The following is a 15019-nucleotide window of genomic DNA, read 5'->3' as shown; positions in this document are numbered from 1 at the left end:
TGATGACAGGCCCATTTGATTATTTCGTGATTTTCGCGGAAATGCGAACCGGGTCGAATTTTCTCGAGACCAATCTCAACGCTTTTGACGGTATCGAATGCCATGGCGAGGCGTTCAATCCGCACTTTATCGGCTATCCGAACCGGAGCGAATTGCTGGGACTCACGCAGGCGCAGCGCGACGGGGATCCCGCTCGCCTGATCGGGGCGATCAAGGGACAATCGCGGGGGATCGGCGGTTTCCGGTTCTTTCACGATCACGATCCGCGCGTTCTTGACGTTGTGCTCGACGATCCGCGCTGCGCCAAGATCATCCTGACCCGCAATCCGGTGGAAAGCTACGTGTCATGGAAGATTGCGCAGGCCACCGGGCAGTGGAAGCTGACCAACATCAGGGGCCGCCGAGACAGCAGGGCGCGGTTCGATACGGCGGAGTTCGAACAGTATGTCGCGCGTCTGCAAGGGTTTCAGGTTCTGTTGCTCAACCGGATGCAGGCCCGTGGGCAGACCGGATTTTACCTGGACTATGAGGATTTGCAGAGCGTCGAAGTGATGAACGGTCTGGCACGGTATCTGGGCTGTGCGTCGCGGCTCGATACGCTTGATCTGTCGCTCAAGCGGCAGAATCCCGGCCCGCTTTGCGACAAGGTCTCGAATTTCGACGAGATCGAGCGCGCCCTTGCCGGGCTTGATCCGTTCAACCTCGGTCGCACCCCGAATTTCGAACCGCGTCGAGGGGCGGCGGTGCCGGGGTTTGTTACGGGCGCGCAGGCGGCGCTGCTCTACATGCCGGTTCGCTCCGGGCCAGAGGCGGAGGTGCGGCGCTGGCTGGCAAGTCTTGACGGTGTGCCGGAAGAAACATTGCCCACCAAGCTCAATCAGAAGGCGCTGCGCCAATGGATGCGGCGCTCGCCTGGGCACCGCCGTTTCACCGTGCTGCGTCATCCGGTGGCGCGGGCCCATGCAGCGTTCTGCGACAGGATTCTCCTGACCGGGTCCGGATGCTATCATGACATCCGCAAGACGCTGCGGAAATCCCACAAGCTGCCGATCCCGAAGGGCGATCCGGATCACAGTTATGACCGCGCCGCGCATCACGCGGCATTCCTGGCATTCCTGGCATTTCTCAAGGCCAATCTTGCAGGGCAGACGGCAATCCGGGTCGATCCGCATTGGGCCACGCAGGCGGCCGTGATCGAGGGGATGGCGCAGTTTGGTCCGCCTGACATGATCCTGCGCGAGGAAGATATGCCCGACAACCTGATGATGCTTGCCCGTCAGGTGGGTTATGCCAATCCGCCGGCCCCGCCGAAACCGGCAGAGGACCGGCCCTTTGCCCTCGCGGACATCCATGACGCGGACATCGAGCGTCTGGTGCGCGACATATACCAGCGCGACTACACGATTTTCGGATTCGGGGCGTGGCGGTGACGCGTCAGGCGGCCTGTGCCGCCTGCGCCTCGGTCACGATGGTATAGAGCGTCATGGGATCGCTGTTCGAGCGCAGCTTGGCGCAGAGGGATGCGTCGCGCAGCGTGCGCGATACCAGCGCCAGCGCCTTGAGGTGTTCGACCCCTGCATCAATCGGGGCAAAGAGGGCAAAGGCCAGATCAATCGGCTGACGATCCACCGCATCGAAATCTATCGGCCTTTCCAGAAGCGCCAGAACGCCGACCACCTGATCAATCCCCTCGATTCGGGCATGTGGCAGGGCAACGCCATGGCCCACGCCGGTCGGCCCAAGGCTCTCGCGTTCCAGAAGCGCCTCGACAGCGGTGGCGTGCGGCACGCCGTAGGCGGATTCGGCAATCGCGCCAAGCTCCTGCATCAGGCGCTTCTTGCTGGTGGTGCCGGACAATACGCGCACGGCCTCGGGCTTGAGGAGCATAGGTAATTCCATACGTTCTGACAGTAAGACCGGCACGTTCCGCGCCGGTCACCCCATGTTACGGATCAATCCAGCCGATATTGCCGTCATCCCGGCGATACACCACATTGACCACATCTTTTCCTTCATTCCGAAAGACCAGAACAGGTGCTCCTGCCAGCTCCATCTGCATGACCGCCTCGCCAACCGAGAGGGACGGAATCTTGGTTTCCATCTCGGCCACGATGATCGGTTGCAGGCTGTCGGGCTCTGATTCCGTGTCCTCGCCATCCGACGCGAGGATATAGGAAGAAGCACCGAAGAGTTCAACAGGCTCTTCGCGGTCGCGATGATGGTCCTTGAGTCGCCGCTTGTAGCGGCGCAGCTGTTTTTCCATCTTTTCGCGGCAACCCTCGAAGGCGGCATAGATTTCATGCGCCCTGGCGCTGGCCTGTGCCGTCAGGCCGGTGGAAAGATGCACAACGGCCTCGCAGATGAATTCGCTGGCGCTTCGTGAGAAAATGACCTGTGCATCGGTTGGTCGCTCGGCATATTTTGCCACAGCGGTGCCGAGTTCCTCCTTCACATGCGTTTGCAGGGCCTCGCCAATATCAATCTGTTTTCCACTGATTTGATAACGCATCTCGCCTCCTTCGTTTGACAAACCGCGGACAAGCGGGGCGCGCCTGCGCCGCTGACTTCGCTAGTCCCGGATGCTGATATCCGACATTTGTTGAAATTGTCCCAAGACAGGCCCTTGCCGCGGGGGCCATTCAGAGAACAGCACGAGATCAACGCATGTCATGCCTAATTGACGCGCTTTCCGCGTGGCTTGTCAATCCGGTTTGAAGATGAGGGGCATGGATTCGCCATCCGCGGGATTCCGTCATGATATGCGGAAATTATCCCCGAGGTAGACGCGCCGCACGTTCTCGTTTTCCACCACATCGGTCGGACTGCCGGACATCAGAACCTTGCCATCGTGCAGGATATAGGCGCGGTCGACGATTTCCAGCGTCTCTCGCACATTGTGATCGGTGATCAGCACGCCAATGCCGCGTTTCCTGAGATCGGATACCAGATGCCGGATATCGCCGACAGAGATCGGATCGACCCCGGCAAAGGGTTCGTCAAGCAGCAGATAGCGCGGTTCTGCCGCCAGACAGCGCGCAATCTCCACCCGCCGCCGCTCGCCCCCCGAGAGCGCGAGGGCGGGTGCCCGGCGCAGATGCTCGACGGAAAAATCCGACAGCAACTCCTCCAGCCGCTCGCGCCGCTTGTGGCGGTCACGCTCGGAAATATCGAGGATCGCCATGATGTTATCCTCAACCGACAGGCCACGGAAAATCGACATCTCCTGCGGCAGATAGCCGATACCCAGCTTGGCCCGTCGATACATCGGCAGGCTGGTCACGTCACGGCCATCAATCCGGATATGCCCGCCCTCGGGATGGATCAGCCCGGCAATCGCATAGAACGTCGTGGTTTTCCCCGAGCCGTTCGGTCCCAGAAGCGCCACCACCTCGCCCTGCCTGAGCGAGAGCGAGACATCGCGGATCACGACACGCTTCTTGTAGCTCTTGCGCAGGTTCTCGACTTGCAGGCCAGGGGCGTCGCTGTCATGTGCGAGGACGAGATTGAGCCGGTTCATTCGCTGCGCCCCGGTTGCAGGACAGTCCTGACCCGGCCGCTGACCTGTGCCGTGCCTGCGTTCAGATCGACCGACATCGTCTCGCCGGTGATCGCATTGTCCGACTGAATGAGCAGGACATCGCCGCGCAACTCGATCATTCCGCTGACGATGTTGTAATCGGCGCGCCTTGCCTCCGCCGCATCGGTGCCGCTGACCAGCGTCACGCCGTCAGTGGCCTCGAGCGCCGCGATGCCGCTGCGGTCGGCGAGATAGACGACCAGCACCCGCGGCGCGCTTAGCCGCATCCCGCCCTGCGCGATGACGACATTGCCGGTGAAGAGCGCGGTATTGTCGTTCTGATTGACGCTCAGATTGTCCGATGTCACCTCGACCGGCAGGTTACGATCAGCCTGCGCGCTGCCAAAGGCCACCTGCGCCCCTGCCAGGGCCGGCAGACAGATCGTCAAAAGCCCGAGGGCAAACATTCCGAAATGTCGCACTGGTATCATTCCCCCGTTTCACCCGGGCGGTATATCAGTTTGACACCCCCGGTGAAAAGCAATTCCGGCGTACCGGCCCCGGCGTCGTTATGCAATAGCATCTGCCCGGCGGTCAGATCGCCAAGAGGGCCGGTAGCGATGACCTGGCCGGGCGCTTTGGCATAGACCTCATCGAGCCGCGCATGCAGTTGTTGCGTGTCGATCACATAGCCTGTCGAGGTTGTGATATGCACGTGCCCCTGAAGTAGCGCAGTCATTTTCCGTTGCTGCATATCGGCGTGATCCGAGGTGATGTCGATCACCGTGCCCGCAGAAAGACGCAGCTGCGCCTTGATATCCGTGGCGCTCAGGTGCTCGGGCGACGTGCGATCCGGTAGCGCGTTCGCTGCAGCGAACAGGATCTCGTCGCCCTGCCCGGTAACCCCGGCAAAACGGGGATTGGTCGCTCCCAGATCCTGTGCCCGCTGTCCAAGGTCAATGTCTGTCACCATGGCGGACCTGCTCGGATCAACCGTGCGGGAAATGAGAAACAATGTCGACAACAGCCCAAGCGCGGCCAGCGGCAGGATGATCTTCATCCCCGTCACGATCTGCGAATAGAGGTTATCCGCGCGCGCCATAGTCAATGTGCGAAAATGTCGATCTCGGGCCAGCCCGCAAGATCGAGTCGGGCCCGGGCGGGCAGAAAGTCGAAACAGGCCTGTGCCAGTTCTGTCCGGCCTTCGCGCGCAAGCTGCGCATCCAGCCCCTCGCGCAGACGGTGCAGATAGAGCACGTCCGATGCGGCATAATCGAGCTGCGCGGCGGTGAGCGTTTCCGCCCCCCAGTCCGAGGTCTGCTGCTGCTTCGAGATATCGACGCCCAGCACCTCTTGCAGGAGGTATTTCAGGCCGTGCCGGTCGGTATAGGTGCGGATCAGCTTGCTTGCGATCTTGGTGCAATAAACCGGGGCCGCAAGCGCGCCAAAGGCGTGATAGAGTGCCGCGATATCGAAGCGCCCGAAATGAAACAGTTTCAGCACGTCCGGGTTTTCCAGCAGTCGCGCCAGATTTGGCGCGCTGGTCTGTCCTCTGGCCACCTGCACCAGATGCGCATTGCCGTCGCCGCCCGAGAGCTGTACCACGCAGAGCCGGTCGCGATGCGGGTTGAGGCCCATCGTCTCGCAGTCGATCGCCACAACGGGGCCAAGATCCAGCCCATCGGGCAGGTCGTTCTGATAGAGATGGTTTGCCATCGGAAATCCTTGTGCCCGGTGCGGGGCGTGAAATTGGGCGAATTGCCCCGTGATTAGGTGTTTTTGCCAGCTCCCTCAACCCGGATTTAGGTCTGCCGCCGGGGTAAAACCAGCCCTGCCGTTCCATTCGCCCGCCAAACCGGCTTGCGGTTGGAACGGGCCTCGGCCACAAAGTGCCGAAAAGACGAGAGAGGAGCCCGCCCCGTGACCAACAGCCATGAAACCGCGAACCGCGCTGCCGACCATCTGGCGCGGCGTCTGCATGAGGCGGGATGCCGGCACGCCTTTGGCATGCCGGGCGGCGAGGTTCTGACGGTGATGGATGCGTTGGCGCGGGCCGGGATCAGGGTGACGCTGGCGCGGCACGAGAACGCCGCCGCCTTCATGGCCGAGGGCGTCTGGCACCGCACCGGCGCGCCGGGGATTCTGATCGCCACGCTGGGGCCGGGGGTGCTGAACGGTGTGAACGCCATTGCCAACGCCCATCAGGACCGGGTGCCGCTGATCGTGATTTCCGGCTGTGTCGATGCCGATGAGGCGCTGACCTATTCGCACCAGATCCTCGATCACGAGGCGGTTCTGGCGCCGATCACCAAGGCCACGTTTCGTCTGACCGCGCAGGGCGCGGACATCATCGCCGACAAGGCGGTGGGCATCGCCACCGAGGGCCGCCCCGGCCCGGTGCATATCGACGTGCCGATTTCCATCGCCGATATGCGGGTGACACCGCCCCGCCTGCGCCGCCGCCCCAATGCCGCCCCGATGGTTCCCGCCGCGCCGCAAGAGGCCCGCGACTGGCTGGCCGCCGCCGAACGCCCGGTTATGATCGTCGGGCTTGATGCGGTGAACGAGGGCGCAGGAGCCACGATCACAGAGGTGGCCGAACGCCTGAACATTCCCGTCATCACCACCTACAAGGCCAAGGGGATCATCCCCGAGACGCATCCGCTGGCGCTGGGCGGCGCGGGCCTGTCGCCGCTGGCTGATGGTCTGCTCGTGCCGCTGGTGCAAAAGGCCGATCTGATCCTCTGCGTGGGGTATGACCCGATCGAGATGCGGCCCGGCTGGCGCGAAATCTGGGATCCGGCAGAGGTCAGGGTGATCGACATCGCCGCCGAGCCCAATCACCAGTACATGCACCAGGCGACGATGAATATTGTCGGCGCTTGCGCGCCCTCGCTTGCGGCCATTGCCGAAGCTGTGACGCCCCGCGCCACCTGGCCGGGCGGCGAGGTGGCGGAGGTGCAGGCCGCCCTCGCCCTCGCCTTTCCGCGCGACGATGACTGGGGCGCTGCCGCCGTCATCGCCGAGGCGCGCAGGGTTCTGCCCGAGGATACCATCGCCACGGTGGACAGTGGCGCGCATCGCATCCTCTTGTCGCAGATGTGGACCAGCCATATCCCCCGCGCCCTGCTGCAATCCACCGCGCTCTGCACCATGGGTTGTGCCGTTCCGCTGGCCATGGGTGCGAAACTTGCCACGCCCGACGCCACCGTCGTCAGCTTTTCCGGCGATGCCGGGTTCCTGATGGTGGCGGGGGAATTGTCCACCGTCGCCGAACTGAAACTGCCGGTGATCTTTGTCGTGTTTGTCGATGCCAGCCTTGCGCTGATCGAAAAGAAACAGCGCGAGCGGCAGATGGTCAATCTCGCTGTCGATTTCGGCCTTCACGATTTCGCTGCGATCGGGCGCGCTTTTGGCGGGCATGGTGTGCGGGTGACGAACCGTGCCGAGTTGCGCGCAGCCCTTGAGGCGGCGCAGAAGGCCGACACCTTTACCGTCATTGCCGCCGAGATCGACCGCGGCTCTTATGACAACCGTATCTGAGGAGATGCCCATGCCCGGCCCATTGGATGGTCTCGTCGTTCTCGACCTCAGCCGGATTCTGGCCGGTCCCACCTGCACGCAGCTTTTGGGCGATCTGGGGGCCGAGGTGATCAAGATCGAGAGCCTTGCAGGGGATGACACCCGCACATGGGGGCCGCCCTTTGTGCTGGATGCGCAGGGCGCGCCCACCGATCTTTCCGCCTATTTCATGTCCTCGAACCGCAACAAGAAATCCGTGGCAGTGGATCTGACCGACCCGGAGGTGCAGAGGATGCTGCACGATCTGGCAGGCCGCGCCGATGTGGTGATCGAGAATTTCAAGCCCGGCGGTCTAAAGAAATACGGGCTGGATCACGAGACGCTCTGCGCCATGTATCCCGGCCTCGTCTATTGCTCGATTACCGGTTTCGGCCATACCGGGCCGAACCGCGACAAGCCCGGCTATGATCTGATGGCGCAGGGCTATGGCGGCATCATGAGCATTACCGGCGAGGCGGGGCGTGAACCGATGAAGGTGGGTGTGGGCGTGGCCGATGTGGTTTGCGGGCTCTATGCCGCCACGGGCATCCTTGCCGCGCTGCGCCACCGCGATGCCACCGGCGAGGGGCAGCATATCGACATCGCCCTTGTCGATGCCACGATGGCCTGGCTGGTCAATCAGGGGCTGAATTACCTGACCTCCGGCGTCTCGCCCATGCGCGCGGGCAATGCGCATCCAAATATCGTGCCCTATCAGGTTTTTGCCACCTCGGACGGGTATGTGATCGTCGCGGTGGGCAACGACAGCCAGTTTGCGCGGCTCTGCGATTATCTGGGACAGCCCGGCTGGGCCGGCGATCCGCGATTTGCCACCAACACCGCACGGCTCAGGCATCGCGAGACACTGGTGCCGATGATTGCGGGGCAACTGGCAGCACGCACGATGCAGGATGTCATCGACGGGCTTGAGGCGCGCAAGGTGCCGGTGGGTCCGGTGAATACCGTCGAACAGGCGCTCGAATCCGATCAGGCGCAAGCGCGCGGCATGACGATCACCCTGCCCGCGCCCCAGACCGCGGCGGGCGAGGTGCGGCTGTTGGGCAATCCGCTCAAGTTCTCGCGCACGCCGGTCAGCTATCGCTCTGCGCCGCCGTCCACCGGGGCGGATACCGAGGCGGTGCTGTCGCGGTTGAAACGGGATCTGTAACCTCGGCTCTCGGGCAAGTGATTTGCCGCGACTCGGGCGATGGCGTAGCCCTCCGCATGTAACCGGAGGGCTATTTGATGCAGCGATTTACAGGACTTCTCAGCATTTTTCTTTTCATTTCCAGCGCTGCCCATGCGCTTGAGCCGCGCGCGGGATGGGTCGTGCATGACACGGACAAATCCTTTGACGAACTGGTCGAGGCGGTGCGCGAGGCGGTTACGACCGCGCCAATCGCCATCGTCACCCAGGCCAGCGCCTCGGACGGTGCGCGCGCGCAGGGGCACACCATTCCAGGCAATCGCATCTTTGGGCTGTATCGCAACGACTATGCGCGCCGGATGCTCGCGGCCAGCGTTGCCGCCGGGATCGAGGCACCGATTCGTCTCTATGTGACCGAGGATGTCGACGGAACCGCCAGCCTCAGCTACAAAACGCCCACCACCGTCTTTGCCCCCTATTTCGACGAGGGTGGTGATGCGCTTCGCGAACTGGCCGCCGAACTGGACAGCGTTTTCGCAGCAGTTTCAGAATCTGCGCTTGCCGACTGAAATTCGGGCAAACATGACGCCCGGCAGATCACCCTGAGCGGGTTCGTGCCGAAGCGCCATCGCGATAAACGCGCATATCTGCCCCTGGCACGTCACTTTAGTTAAAGTCTGGATAACGTATTGGTGAGGTTCGCTGCTGTGTTGTTGCTGGGGTCATAAATAGCGGGCTAGCTGACTAGAAACTATCGCCGAAAGGATATCGGGTCATGCGTAACGATCAATTCGGGTATGAGATAACCGTATCATCCCCCGCCGCCGCCGAGGCCTGGGACAAGATGGTGCTGGCGTTTCTCGCCCATGCCGCGGCAACGCCCGAGTATCTGGGCAAGGTGCTGGCGGCGGCCCCGGATTTCGCCATGGCGCATGCCACCAAGGGGCTGTTCTTTCTCATGCTGGGTCGGCGCGAGCTGATCGACACGGCGCAGGATGCCTATGCCGCAGCGCTTGCCGCCGCGGATCGCGTCGTTCCGACCTCGCGCGAAATGGGGTATGTCCGCGCGCTTGGCGCCTGGCTGGGGGGGCGCCCGTCCGATACGGTGCGCGAGATGGAGGCCGTTCTGGCCCGCTGGCCCGAGGATGCGCTGGCGATGAAGATCAGCCATGCCACCCGTTTCATCCTTGGCGACGCCAAGGGCATGCGCGCCTCGGTCGAGGCGCTCTTGCCTGCCTATGACGCAAAGAACCCCGCGCGCGGCTATCTTTTCGGCTGTCACGCCTTCTGCCTCGAGGAAACCGGCGAATACGTCCGTGCCGAAACCGCCGGTCGGCTCGGGCTCAGCCTTGCGCCCGACGATGCCTGGGGCCTGCACGCGGTGGCGCATGTGTTCGACATGACCGCCAACGCCCGCGCCGGGCTGAACTGGCTGGCGGGGCGCGAACATGCCTGGGCGCATTGCAACAATTTCCGCTATCATGTGTGGTGGCACAAGGCGCTGATGCATCTCGATCAGGGCGAGATAGACGCGGTGCTTGATCTTTACGATAACGAGGTGCGCCGCGATCACACGGACGATTTCCGCGATATCTCAAACGGCACCTCGCTGTTGATGCGCCTCGAACTCGAAGGGGTCAACGTGGGCGACCGTTGGGAGGAGCTTGCCGAGATTTCCGGGCGGCGGACAGAGGACGCCTGCCTGATCTTTGCCGATCTGCATTATCTCATGGCGCTTATCGGTGGACATCGCGACATGGCGATCAAGCGGATGATAGATCGCCTGCACCGCGACGCGAAACAGACCAATGTTTCCGAGATGATGGCGCGCATGGCAAATCCCGGCCTGTCCGCGGCGACGGGGCTTGAGGCCTTTGGCGAAGGCGACTACAAGACCGCGTTCCTGAACCTCGGGAGAGCGAGGCGGTCGATGCAACTGGCCGGAGGCAGCCATGCGCAGCGCGATGTATTCGAGCGACTCACGATCGATTCCGCGATCCGTGGCGGTTTCCTCGACGAGGCGGAGAGCATATTGCACGAACGCACGACGCAGCGCGCGGGTCGCCTTGATGGCTATGCCAGCAGCCGCCTTGACCTCATCGCCAGCTCTCGTGGCGACTGGAACGAGGCTGACCGCCTGCCTGCGGAATAGGCGCGCACATATTACAAGGGAGCCGACACCGCATGACGAGTGTTGCTGATCCGGCCATGACCCATCGCCGCCCGACCGAAGCCGCTGCCGCGCCCGTCGCATCGACCCGCGATATCCGTCTGGATTTCTTTCGTGGGCTGGCGATGTTCATCATTCTGGTCGCGCATACGCCGCGCAATTTCTTTACCAGCTGGATACCCGCGCGCTGGGGATTTTCAGACGCGACCGAGATCTTCGTTTTCTGTTCCGGCATGGCCTCAGCCATCGCCTTTGGCCGCAGCTTTGACCGGGCGGGCTGGGCGCTGGGCACCGGGCGCGTGGGCTATCGCGTCTGGCAGGTCTACTGGGCGCATATCGGCATGTTCTTTGCCATCGCCACGATGCTTGCGGCGTTTGATATCTATGGCAATTTCGACAAGGCCTATATCGGCACTCTGAACCTGTCGAAATTCTTTGCCGATCCGGGGCCGCAACTGGTCGGGCTGTTTACGCTGACCTATGTGCCCAACTATTTCGACATCTTGCCGATGTACATGGTCATCCTTGTGATGATGCCGATGATGGTGGCGCTCAGCCGCGTCAATCTCTGGGCGGTGGCGGGCGCCATGGGGCTGATCTGGCTGTTCGCGCAGCGCGCGGTGCTGGAGGCGCTGGGTCTCGAGGCATGGCACCTGGGATTTCCCGCAGAGCCGTGGTCGGACCGCAAATGGTTCTTCAACCCCTTCGGATGGCAACTGGTGTTCTTCACCGGCTTTGCCTTCATGCGGGGCTGGCTGCCGAAGCCGCCGGTCAACAAGGTGCTGATCGCGATTGCCGCCGCGATCGTGATCGCCAATATTCCGCTGTCGAACATCGGTGTCCGAGAATTCGGCTTCGAATGGGCGCGTGACTGGCGTATCGCCAACCGGGGTTTGTTCAATAAATCGGATTTCGGCATTCTGAGGTATGTACATTTTCTTGCGCTTGCCTATCTCTGCTGGACGGCGGCGGGCGACGGTGGTAATCGGCTCCGGGCCGTCGGAAACGGCTTTATCGCACATGTGTGGGGAGTTCTTCTCAAAATGATTCTGAAGGTCGGGCAGCAGTCGCTGGCGGTCTTCGTCTTCTCCATGGTATTTGCCCGGTTTTCGGGATTTGTCATGGACCAGATCGGACGCAATACCTGGAACATGACGCTGGCGAACCTGATCGGGTTCGGGGCGTTGATCGCGGTGGCCTATACCGTGGCCTGGTTCAAATCCCATCCGTGGCGGGGGGCTAAATGATCCGCCGTGATGTGCTGAAATCGCTTGCCGCCCTTGTGCTCTGGCCGGGAATGATCCGCGCCGGGGCGGGAGAACCCTTTTCCGAGGCGGCGCTGCACGACCTCGCGCGTGAAATAGCGGGCAGGCCCTACGCAGAACGGCCCTTCATCCCGCAGGCGTGGCGTGATCTGACCTATGACCAGTATCGTGGCATCCGTTTTCTTACGGAGAGGGCGATCTGGGCAGGTACGGATACAACGCTGGAATTCGATCTTTTTCCGCCCGGTCTCTATTTTCCGCATACGGTCGAGGTGAATATGGTCGAGGACGGCATGTCCCGCACGTTGCCCTTCGATTTCTCGCTGTATGACAGGCACGAGATCGTGCCCGACCTGCCGGTTGACGCCGGGCTGGGCTATTCCGGCATCCGCCTGCGCGCCGAGATTGAAAGGCCCGGATTCTTTCAGGAATACGCAGTTTTTCAGGGTGCCAGCTATTTTCGTGTGATCGCGGCCGATCTGGCCTATGGTCTGTCCGCGCGCGGGCTGGCGGTGAACACCGCCGCACCCGAAGGCGAGGAATTCCCCGACTTTACCCGCTTCTGGATCGAAAAGCCCGCACCCGGCGTCACCTCGCACAAGGTGCATGCCCTGATGGAAAGTCCCTCTGTAACCGGCCTCTATCACTTTACCCTCACCCCGGTCGGCGACACCACCGAGGTGGAGGTGCGCTGCACGCTGTGGCCACGCAACGAGCTGGCCAATGTCGGCATCGCACCGCTCACCTCGATGTTCTATTTCGACGAGACCAACCGCAACCGCTTTGACGATTTTCGCCCGGCGGTGCATGACAGCGACGGGCTGTCGATCCTCAACGGCAATGGCGAGATGCTCTGGCGGCCGCTCGCCAATCCCCGGCATGTACAGGTCTCGAGCTTTGTCGACAACAACCCGCAGGGGTTTGGCCTGGCGCAGCGCGAGCGCCGCTATTCCGATTTCCACGATCTCGAGGCGCTCTATCACAAGCGCCCGAGCCTCTGGATCACGCCGGGCGAGGGTTGGGGGCGTGGTGCGGTCACGCTGGTCGAAATCCCGACCGACAAGGAAATCTACGACAACATCGTCGCCTACTGGCGCCCGCGCGAGCCGCTGGCTGCGGGGAGCGAGCACGACTTCAGCTATCGAATGACATGGACCGACCGCATCGCGTCCAAGAAACCCGTGGCACAGGTCCTCAACACCCGAATCGGCAAGGGTTTCGCCCATAACGAGCGCAAGCTGGTGGTGATTGATTTCGCCCCGCATGAGGCGCTGCCCAAGGATTATGACGATCTGGTCGTCTACGTGAACTCCAACCGGCTCGAGGTGTCGGAGGGTCTTGTCCAGCGCAACCCTGAAACCGGCGGGCCGCGCCTGGCGTTTTCCTTTGATCCGGGCGAGGTGACGGCGGCGGAGATGCGCGCGCAGCTGTTTTATCAGGGGCGCGGCGTTTCAGAAGTGTGGCTTTACCGATGGACGGCCTGACGCTTTTCCCCGGTGCGGCGCATATGCCGCCGCCCAGCCCTCTGGCCAACCCGGTCCAGAGCCTGTGGCAGCCGTACAGGGATCCGAATGCACCGCATTGGCGGCCTGTGCTGCAAATTTGGTGGCGGCGCGCGGCGGCCTTTCTGCCGGCTGTGCTGACCACGGCTGTGCTGGGTTGGGTGTTTGCGGACTGGCTCTCGACCGGAGGCATGTGGTGGCTGGAATGGGGGCTGCTGGCGCTGGTGGTGGTCACCTTCTTCTGGATCGCGCTGTCTGTCGGCACGGCGACACTGGGCCTGGCCTGTTACATGATGCGCAAGCGCCGCCATCTTCGCATTTTCGCACCGACGCGGGTGGCGCTGCTGGTGCCGATCTACAACGAGGATACCGCCGAGGTTTTTGGCAATGCCTGTGCGATGATGACGGCGTTGCGCAGCGCCGGAACCGCGCATCATTTCGAACTGTTCATCCTGTCCGATACGCAGGATGCCGGTATCGCCATGGCCGAGAGCCGTGCCTTTGCCACGCTGCGCGCGGCCCTGCCGCTTGATACGGCCGTGTGGTATCGCAGACGTGTTCAGAACACCGGGCGCAAGGTGGGCAATATCGGTCAATGGCTGGAAAACTGGGGCGCGGCGTATGAGGCGATGATCGTGCTCGACGCCGATAGCCTGATGAGCGCCGAGGCGCTGATTGCCCTGACCGATGAAATGGCCGCCGATCCCACCGCCGGCCTTATCCAATCCGCGCCGATGGTGATCGGGTCCGACACGCTCTTTGGCCGGATGCAGCAGTTTTCAGCCGCGGTTTACGGCAGGCTCCTGTCCGAGGGGTTGGCCGGGTGGACCGGCTCCGAGGGCAATTACTGGGGCCACAACGCCATCCTGCGCACCCGCGCATTTGCGGATTGCGCCGGGCTGCCGCGCATGCCGTCGCTGACCGGTGAGGGCGGTCTGATCCTGAGCCACGATTTTGTCGAGGCGGGCCTGTTGCGGCGTGCCGGGTGGGCCGTGCGTTTCATGCCCGCGATCACCGGCAGCTACGAGGAACCGCCCGCGACCCTGATCGACTATGCGCTGCGCGACCGCCGCTGGTGTCACGGCAACCTGCAGCATCTGAGCCTGCTCACCACGCGCGGTTTTCACGCCGTCTCGCGCTTTCACCTGTTTCATGGCGCGATGAGCTATCTGCTGTCGCCTGCCTGGTTCGGCCTTCTGGTGATCTGGGCCCTTCTCGGCAACGGGCCTGACAGCGTGATCACCTATTTCTCGGACGAAAATCCGCTCTATCCGGTCTGGCCGGAAATGAGCCGGGTGAGTTCCGTTCTGATCCTGCTGTTCATGTATGGCATGCTGCTTGCGCCCAAGCTGATGGGGGCCGTGGCGCTTGGCCTGACGGATGTGCGCATCGAGCGGTTCGGGGGCGGCCTGCGCTTTGTGCTGTCGCTCGTCGTGGAAATCCTGCTGTCGATTCTGTTTGCGCCCATCATGATGGTGCAACAGGTGGTCGCGGTGCTGCGCACCATGATCGGTATTCGCCCGATCTGGTCCCCGCAGGCGCGCAAGGGGGGCGATTACAGCCCGCTGACGGTGCTGAAATTTCACGCGCTGGAAACCGTGAGCGGCGTTCTGCTGATGGCGGGCATGGCGGGGGGCGTGGTCTCGCTCTGGCTGTTGCCCATCGCCACCAGCCTGATCGCTGCCGTGCCGTTGTCGATGCTTTCGGGTCTGCGCCTGAACGACTGGCCGGGTCTGCAGTATATCATGGCGACGCCGGACATGGTGGCCACCCCGCCAATCCTGCAACTGGCGCGTTCGCACCGTGTTCTTTTCCGCGCTACAGAACACCCGCTGATCGCGGCGGAATAGGCGCGAC

The 15019-nt window shown here is 62.6% G+C and carries 14 protein-coding genes; 8 read left to right on the top strand and 6 right to left on the bottom strand.

The window, feature by feature from the left end; genetic code table 11:
• The first annotated feature begins 2 nt into the window (after positions 1 to 2).
• Positions 3 to 1430, top strand: a complete 1428-nt coding sequence (locus BSG08_RS04860) for a sulfotransferase family 2 domain-containing protein (protein ID WP_093032898.1) — start codon at positions 3 to 5, stop codon at positions 1428 to 1430.
• Positions 1431 to 1434: 4 nt separating this feature from the next.
• Here the strand turns inward: BSG08_RS04860 and BSG08_RS04855 are convergent, their stop codons facing one another.
• The 6 genes from BSG08_RS04855 to BSG08_RS04830 form a co-directional block, all read right to left on the bottom strand.
• Positions 1435 to 1899, bottom strand: coding sequence for a PTS sugar transporter subunit IIA (locus BSG08_RS04855; protein ID WP_093032895.1), 465 nt, complete (start codon positions 1897 to 1899; stop codon positions 1435 to 1437).
• Positions 1900 to 1945: 46 nt separating this feature from the next.
• Entirely contained in the window at positions 1946 to 2509 is a 564-nt protein-coding gene (gene hpf / locus BSG08_RS04850) for a ribosome hibernation-promoting factor, HPF/YfiA family (protein ID WP_093032893.1), read from the bottom strand.
• Between the two features lie 243 nt (positions 2510 to 2752).
• On the bottom strand, positions 2753 to 3517 hold the full coding sequence (gene lptB, locus BSG08_RS04845; RefSeq protein WP_093032890.1) for an LPS export ABC transporter ATP-binding protein: 765 nt from the start codon (positions 3515 to 3517) through the stop codon (positions 2753 to 2755).
• The gene (locus BSG08_RS04840) at positions 3514 to 4008 is read right to left on the bottom strand and encodes an LptA/OstA family protein (RefSeq protein ID WP_093032887.1); all 495 of its coding nucleotides are present in this window, start codon (positions 4006 to 4008) and stop codon (positions 3514 to 3516) included. Before BSG08_RS04840 ends, lptB begins: the two co-directional genes overlap by 4 nt.
• The gene (lptC, locus tag BSG08_RS04835; protein ID WP_093032884.1) at positions 4005 to 4619 is read right to left on the bottom strand and encodes an LPS export ABC transporter periplasmic protein LptC; all 615 of its coding nucleotides are present in this window, start codon (positions 4617 to 4619) and stop codon (positions 4005 to 4007) included. The genes BSG08_RS04840 and lptC overlap by 4 nt, the downstream gene beginning before the upstream one ends.
• Positions 4620 to 4621: 2 nt before the next feature.
• A complete protein-coding gene (locus BSG08_RS04830; protein ID WP_093032881.1) occupies positions 4622 to 5233 on the bottom strand; it encodes a ribonuclease D in 612 nt (203 codons plus the stop codon).
• A gap of 204 nt (positions 5234 to 5437) precedes the next feature.
• Here BSG08_RS04830 and BSG08_RS04825 point away from each other — a divergent pair, with 204 nt between their 5' ends.
• From BSG08_RS04825 to mdoH, 7 genes are all read left to right on the top strand, one after another.
• Entirely contained in the window at positions 5438 to 7060 is a 1623-nt protein-coding gene (locus BSG08_RS04825; RefSeq protein ID WP_093032879.1) for a thiamine pyrophosphate-binding protein, read from the top strand.
• Between the two features lie 10 nt (positions 7061 to 7070).
• Complete coding sequence (locus BSG08_RS04820) at positions 7071 to 8246, top strand: CaiB/BaiF CoA transferase family protein (protein WP_093032876.1); 1176 nt, start codon at positions 7071 to 7073, stop codon at positions 8244 to 8246.
• A gap of 77 nt (positions 8247 to 8323) precedes the next feature.
• The gene (locus tag BSG08_RS04815; protein ID WP_093032873.1) at positions 8324 to 8794 is read left to right on the top strand and encodes a DUF302 domain-containing protein; all 471 of its coding nucleotides are present in this window, start codon (positions 8324 to 8326) and stop codon (positions 8792 to 8794) included.
• A gap of 206 nt (positions 8795 to 9000) precedes the next feature.
• On the top strand, positions 9001 to 10377 hold the full coding sequence (locus BSG08_RS04810) for a tetratricopeptide repeat protein (RefSeq protein ID WP_093032870.1): 1377 nt from the start codon (positions 9001 to 9003) through the stop codon (positions 10375 to 10377).
• Between the two features lie 32 nt (positions 10378 to 10409).
• Positions 10410 to 11642 carry an OpgC family protein gene (locus BSG08_RS04805; protein ID WP_093032869.1) on the top strand — a complete coding sequence of 411 codons (1233 nt, stop codon included), beginning with the start codon at positions 10410 to 10412 and terminating at the stop codon, positions 11640 to 11642.
• Positions 11639 to 13144 (top strand): OpgD/OpgG family glucan biosynthesis protein, encoded by a 1506-nt coding sequence (locus BSG08_RS04800; RefSeq protein ID WP_093032866.1) that lies wholly within the window; start codon positions 11639 to 11641, stop codon positions 13142 to 13144. Before BSG08_RS04805 ends, BSG08_RS04800 begins: the two co-directional genes overlap by 4 nt.
• Positions 13132 to 15012: a glucans biosynthesis glucosyltransferase MdoH gene (gene mdoH, locus BSG08_RS04795; protein ID WP_175544692.1), complete on the top strand. Its 1881-nt coding sequence runs from the start codon at positions 13132 to 13134 to the stop codon at positions 15010 to 15012. Before BSG08_RS04800 ends, mdoH begins: the two co-directional genes overlap by 13 nt.
• The last annotated feature ends 7 nt before the right edge of the window (positions 15013 to 15019 follow it).

The organism is Roseovarius azorensis, assembly GCF_900109455.1.
In the GTDB taxonomy this organism is placed as follows: domain Bacteria; phylum Pseudomonadota; class Alphaproteobacteria; order Rhodobacterales; family Rhodobacteraceae; genus Roseovarius; species Roseovarius azorensis.
The sequence above is the reverse complement of the archived record's forward strand: the minus strand, read 5'-3'. Positions and strand labels throughout refer to the sequence as shown.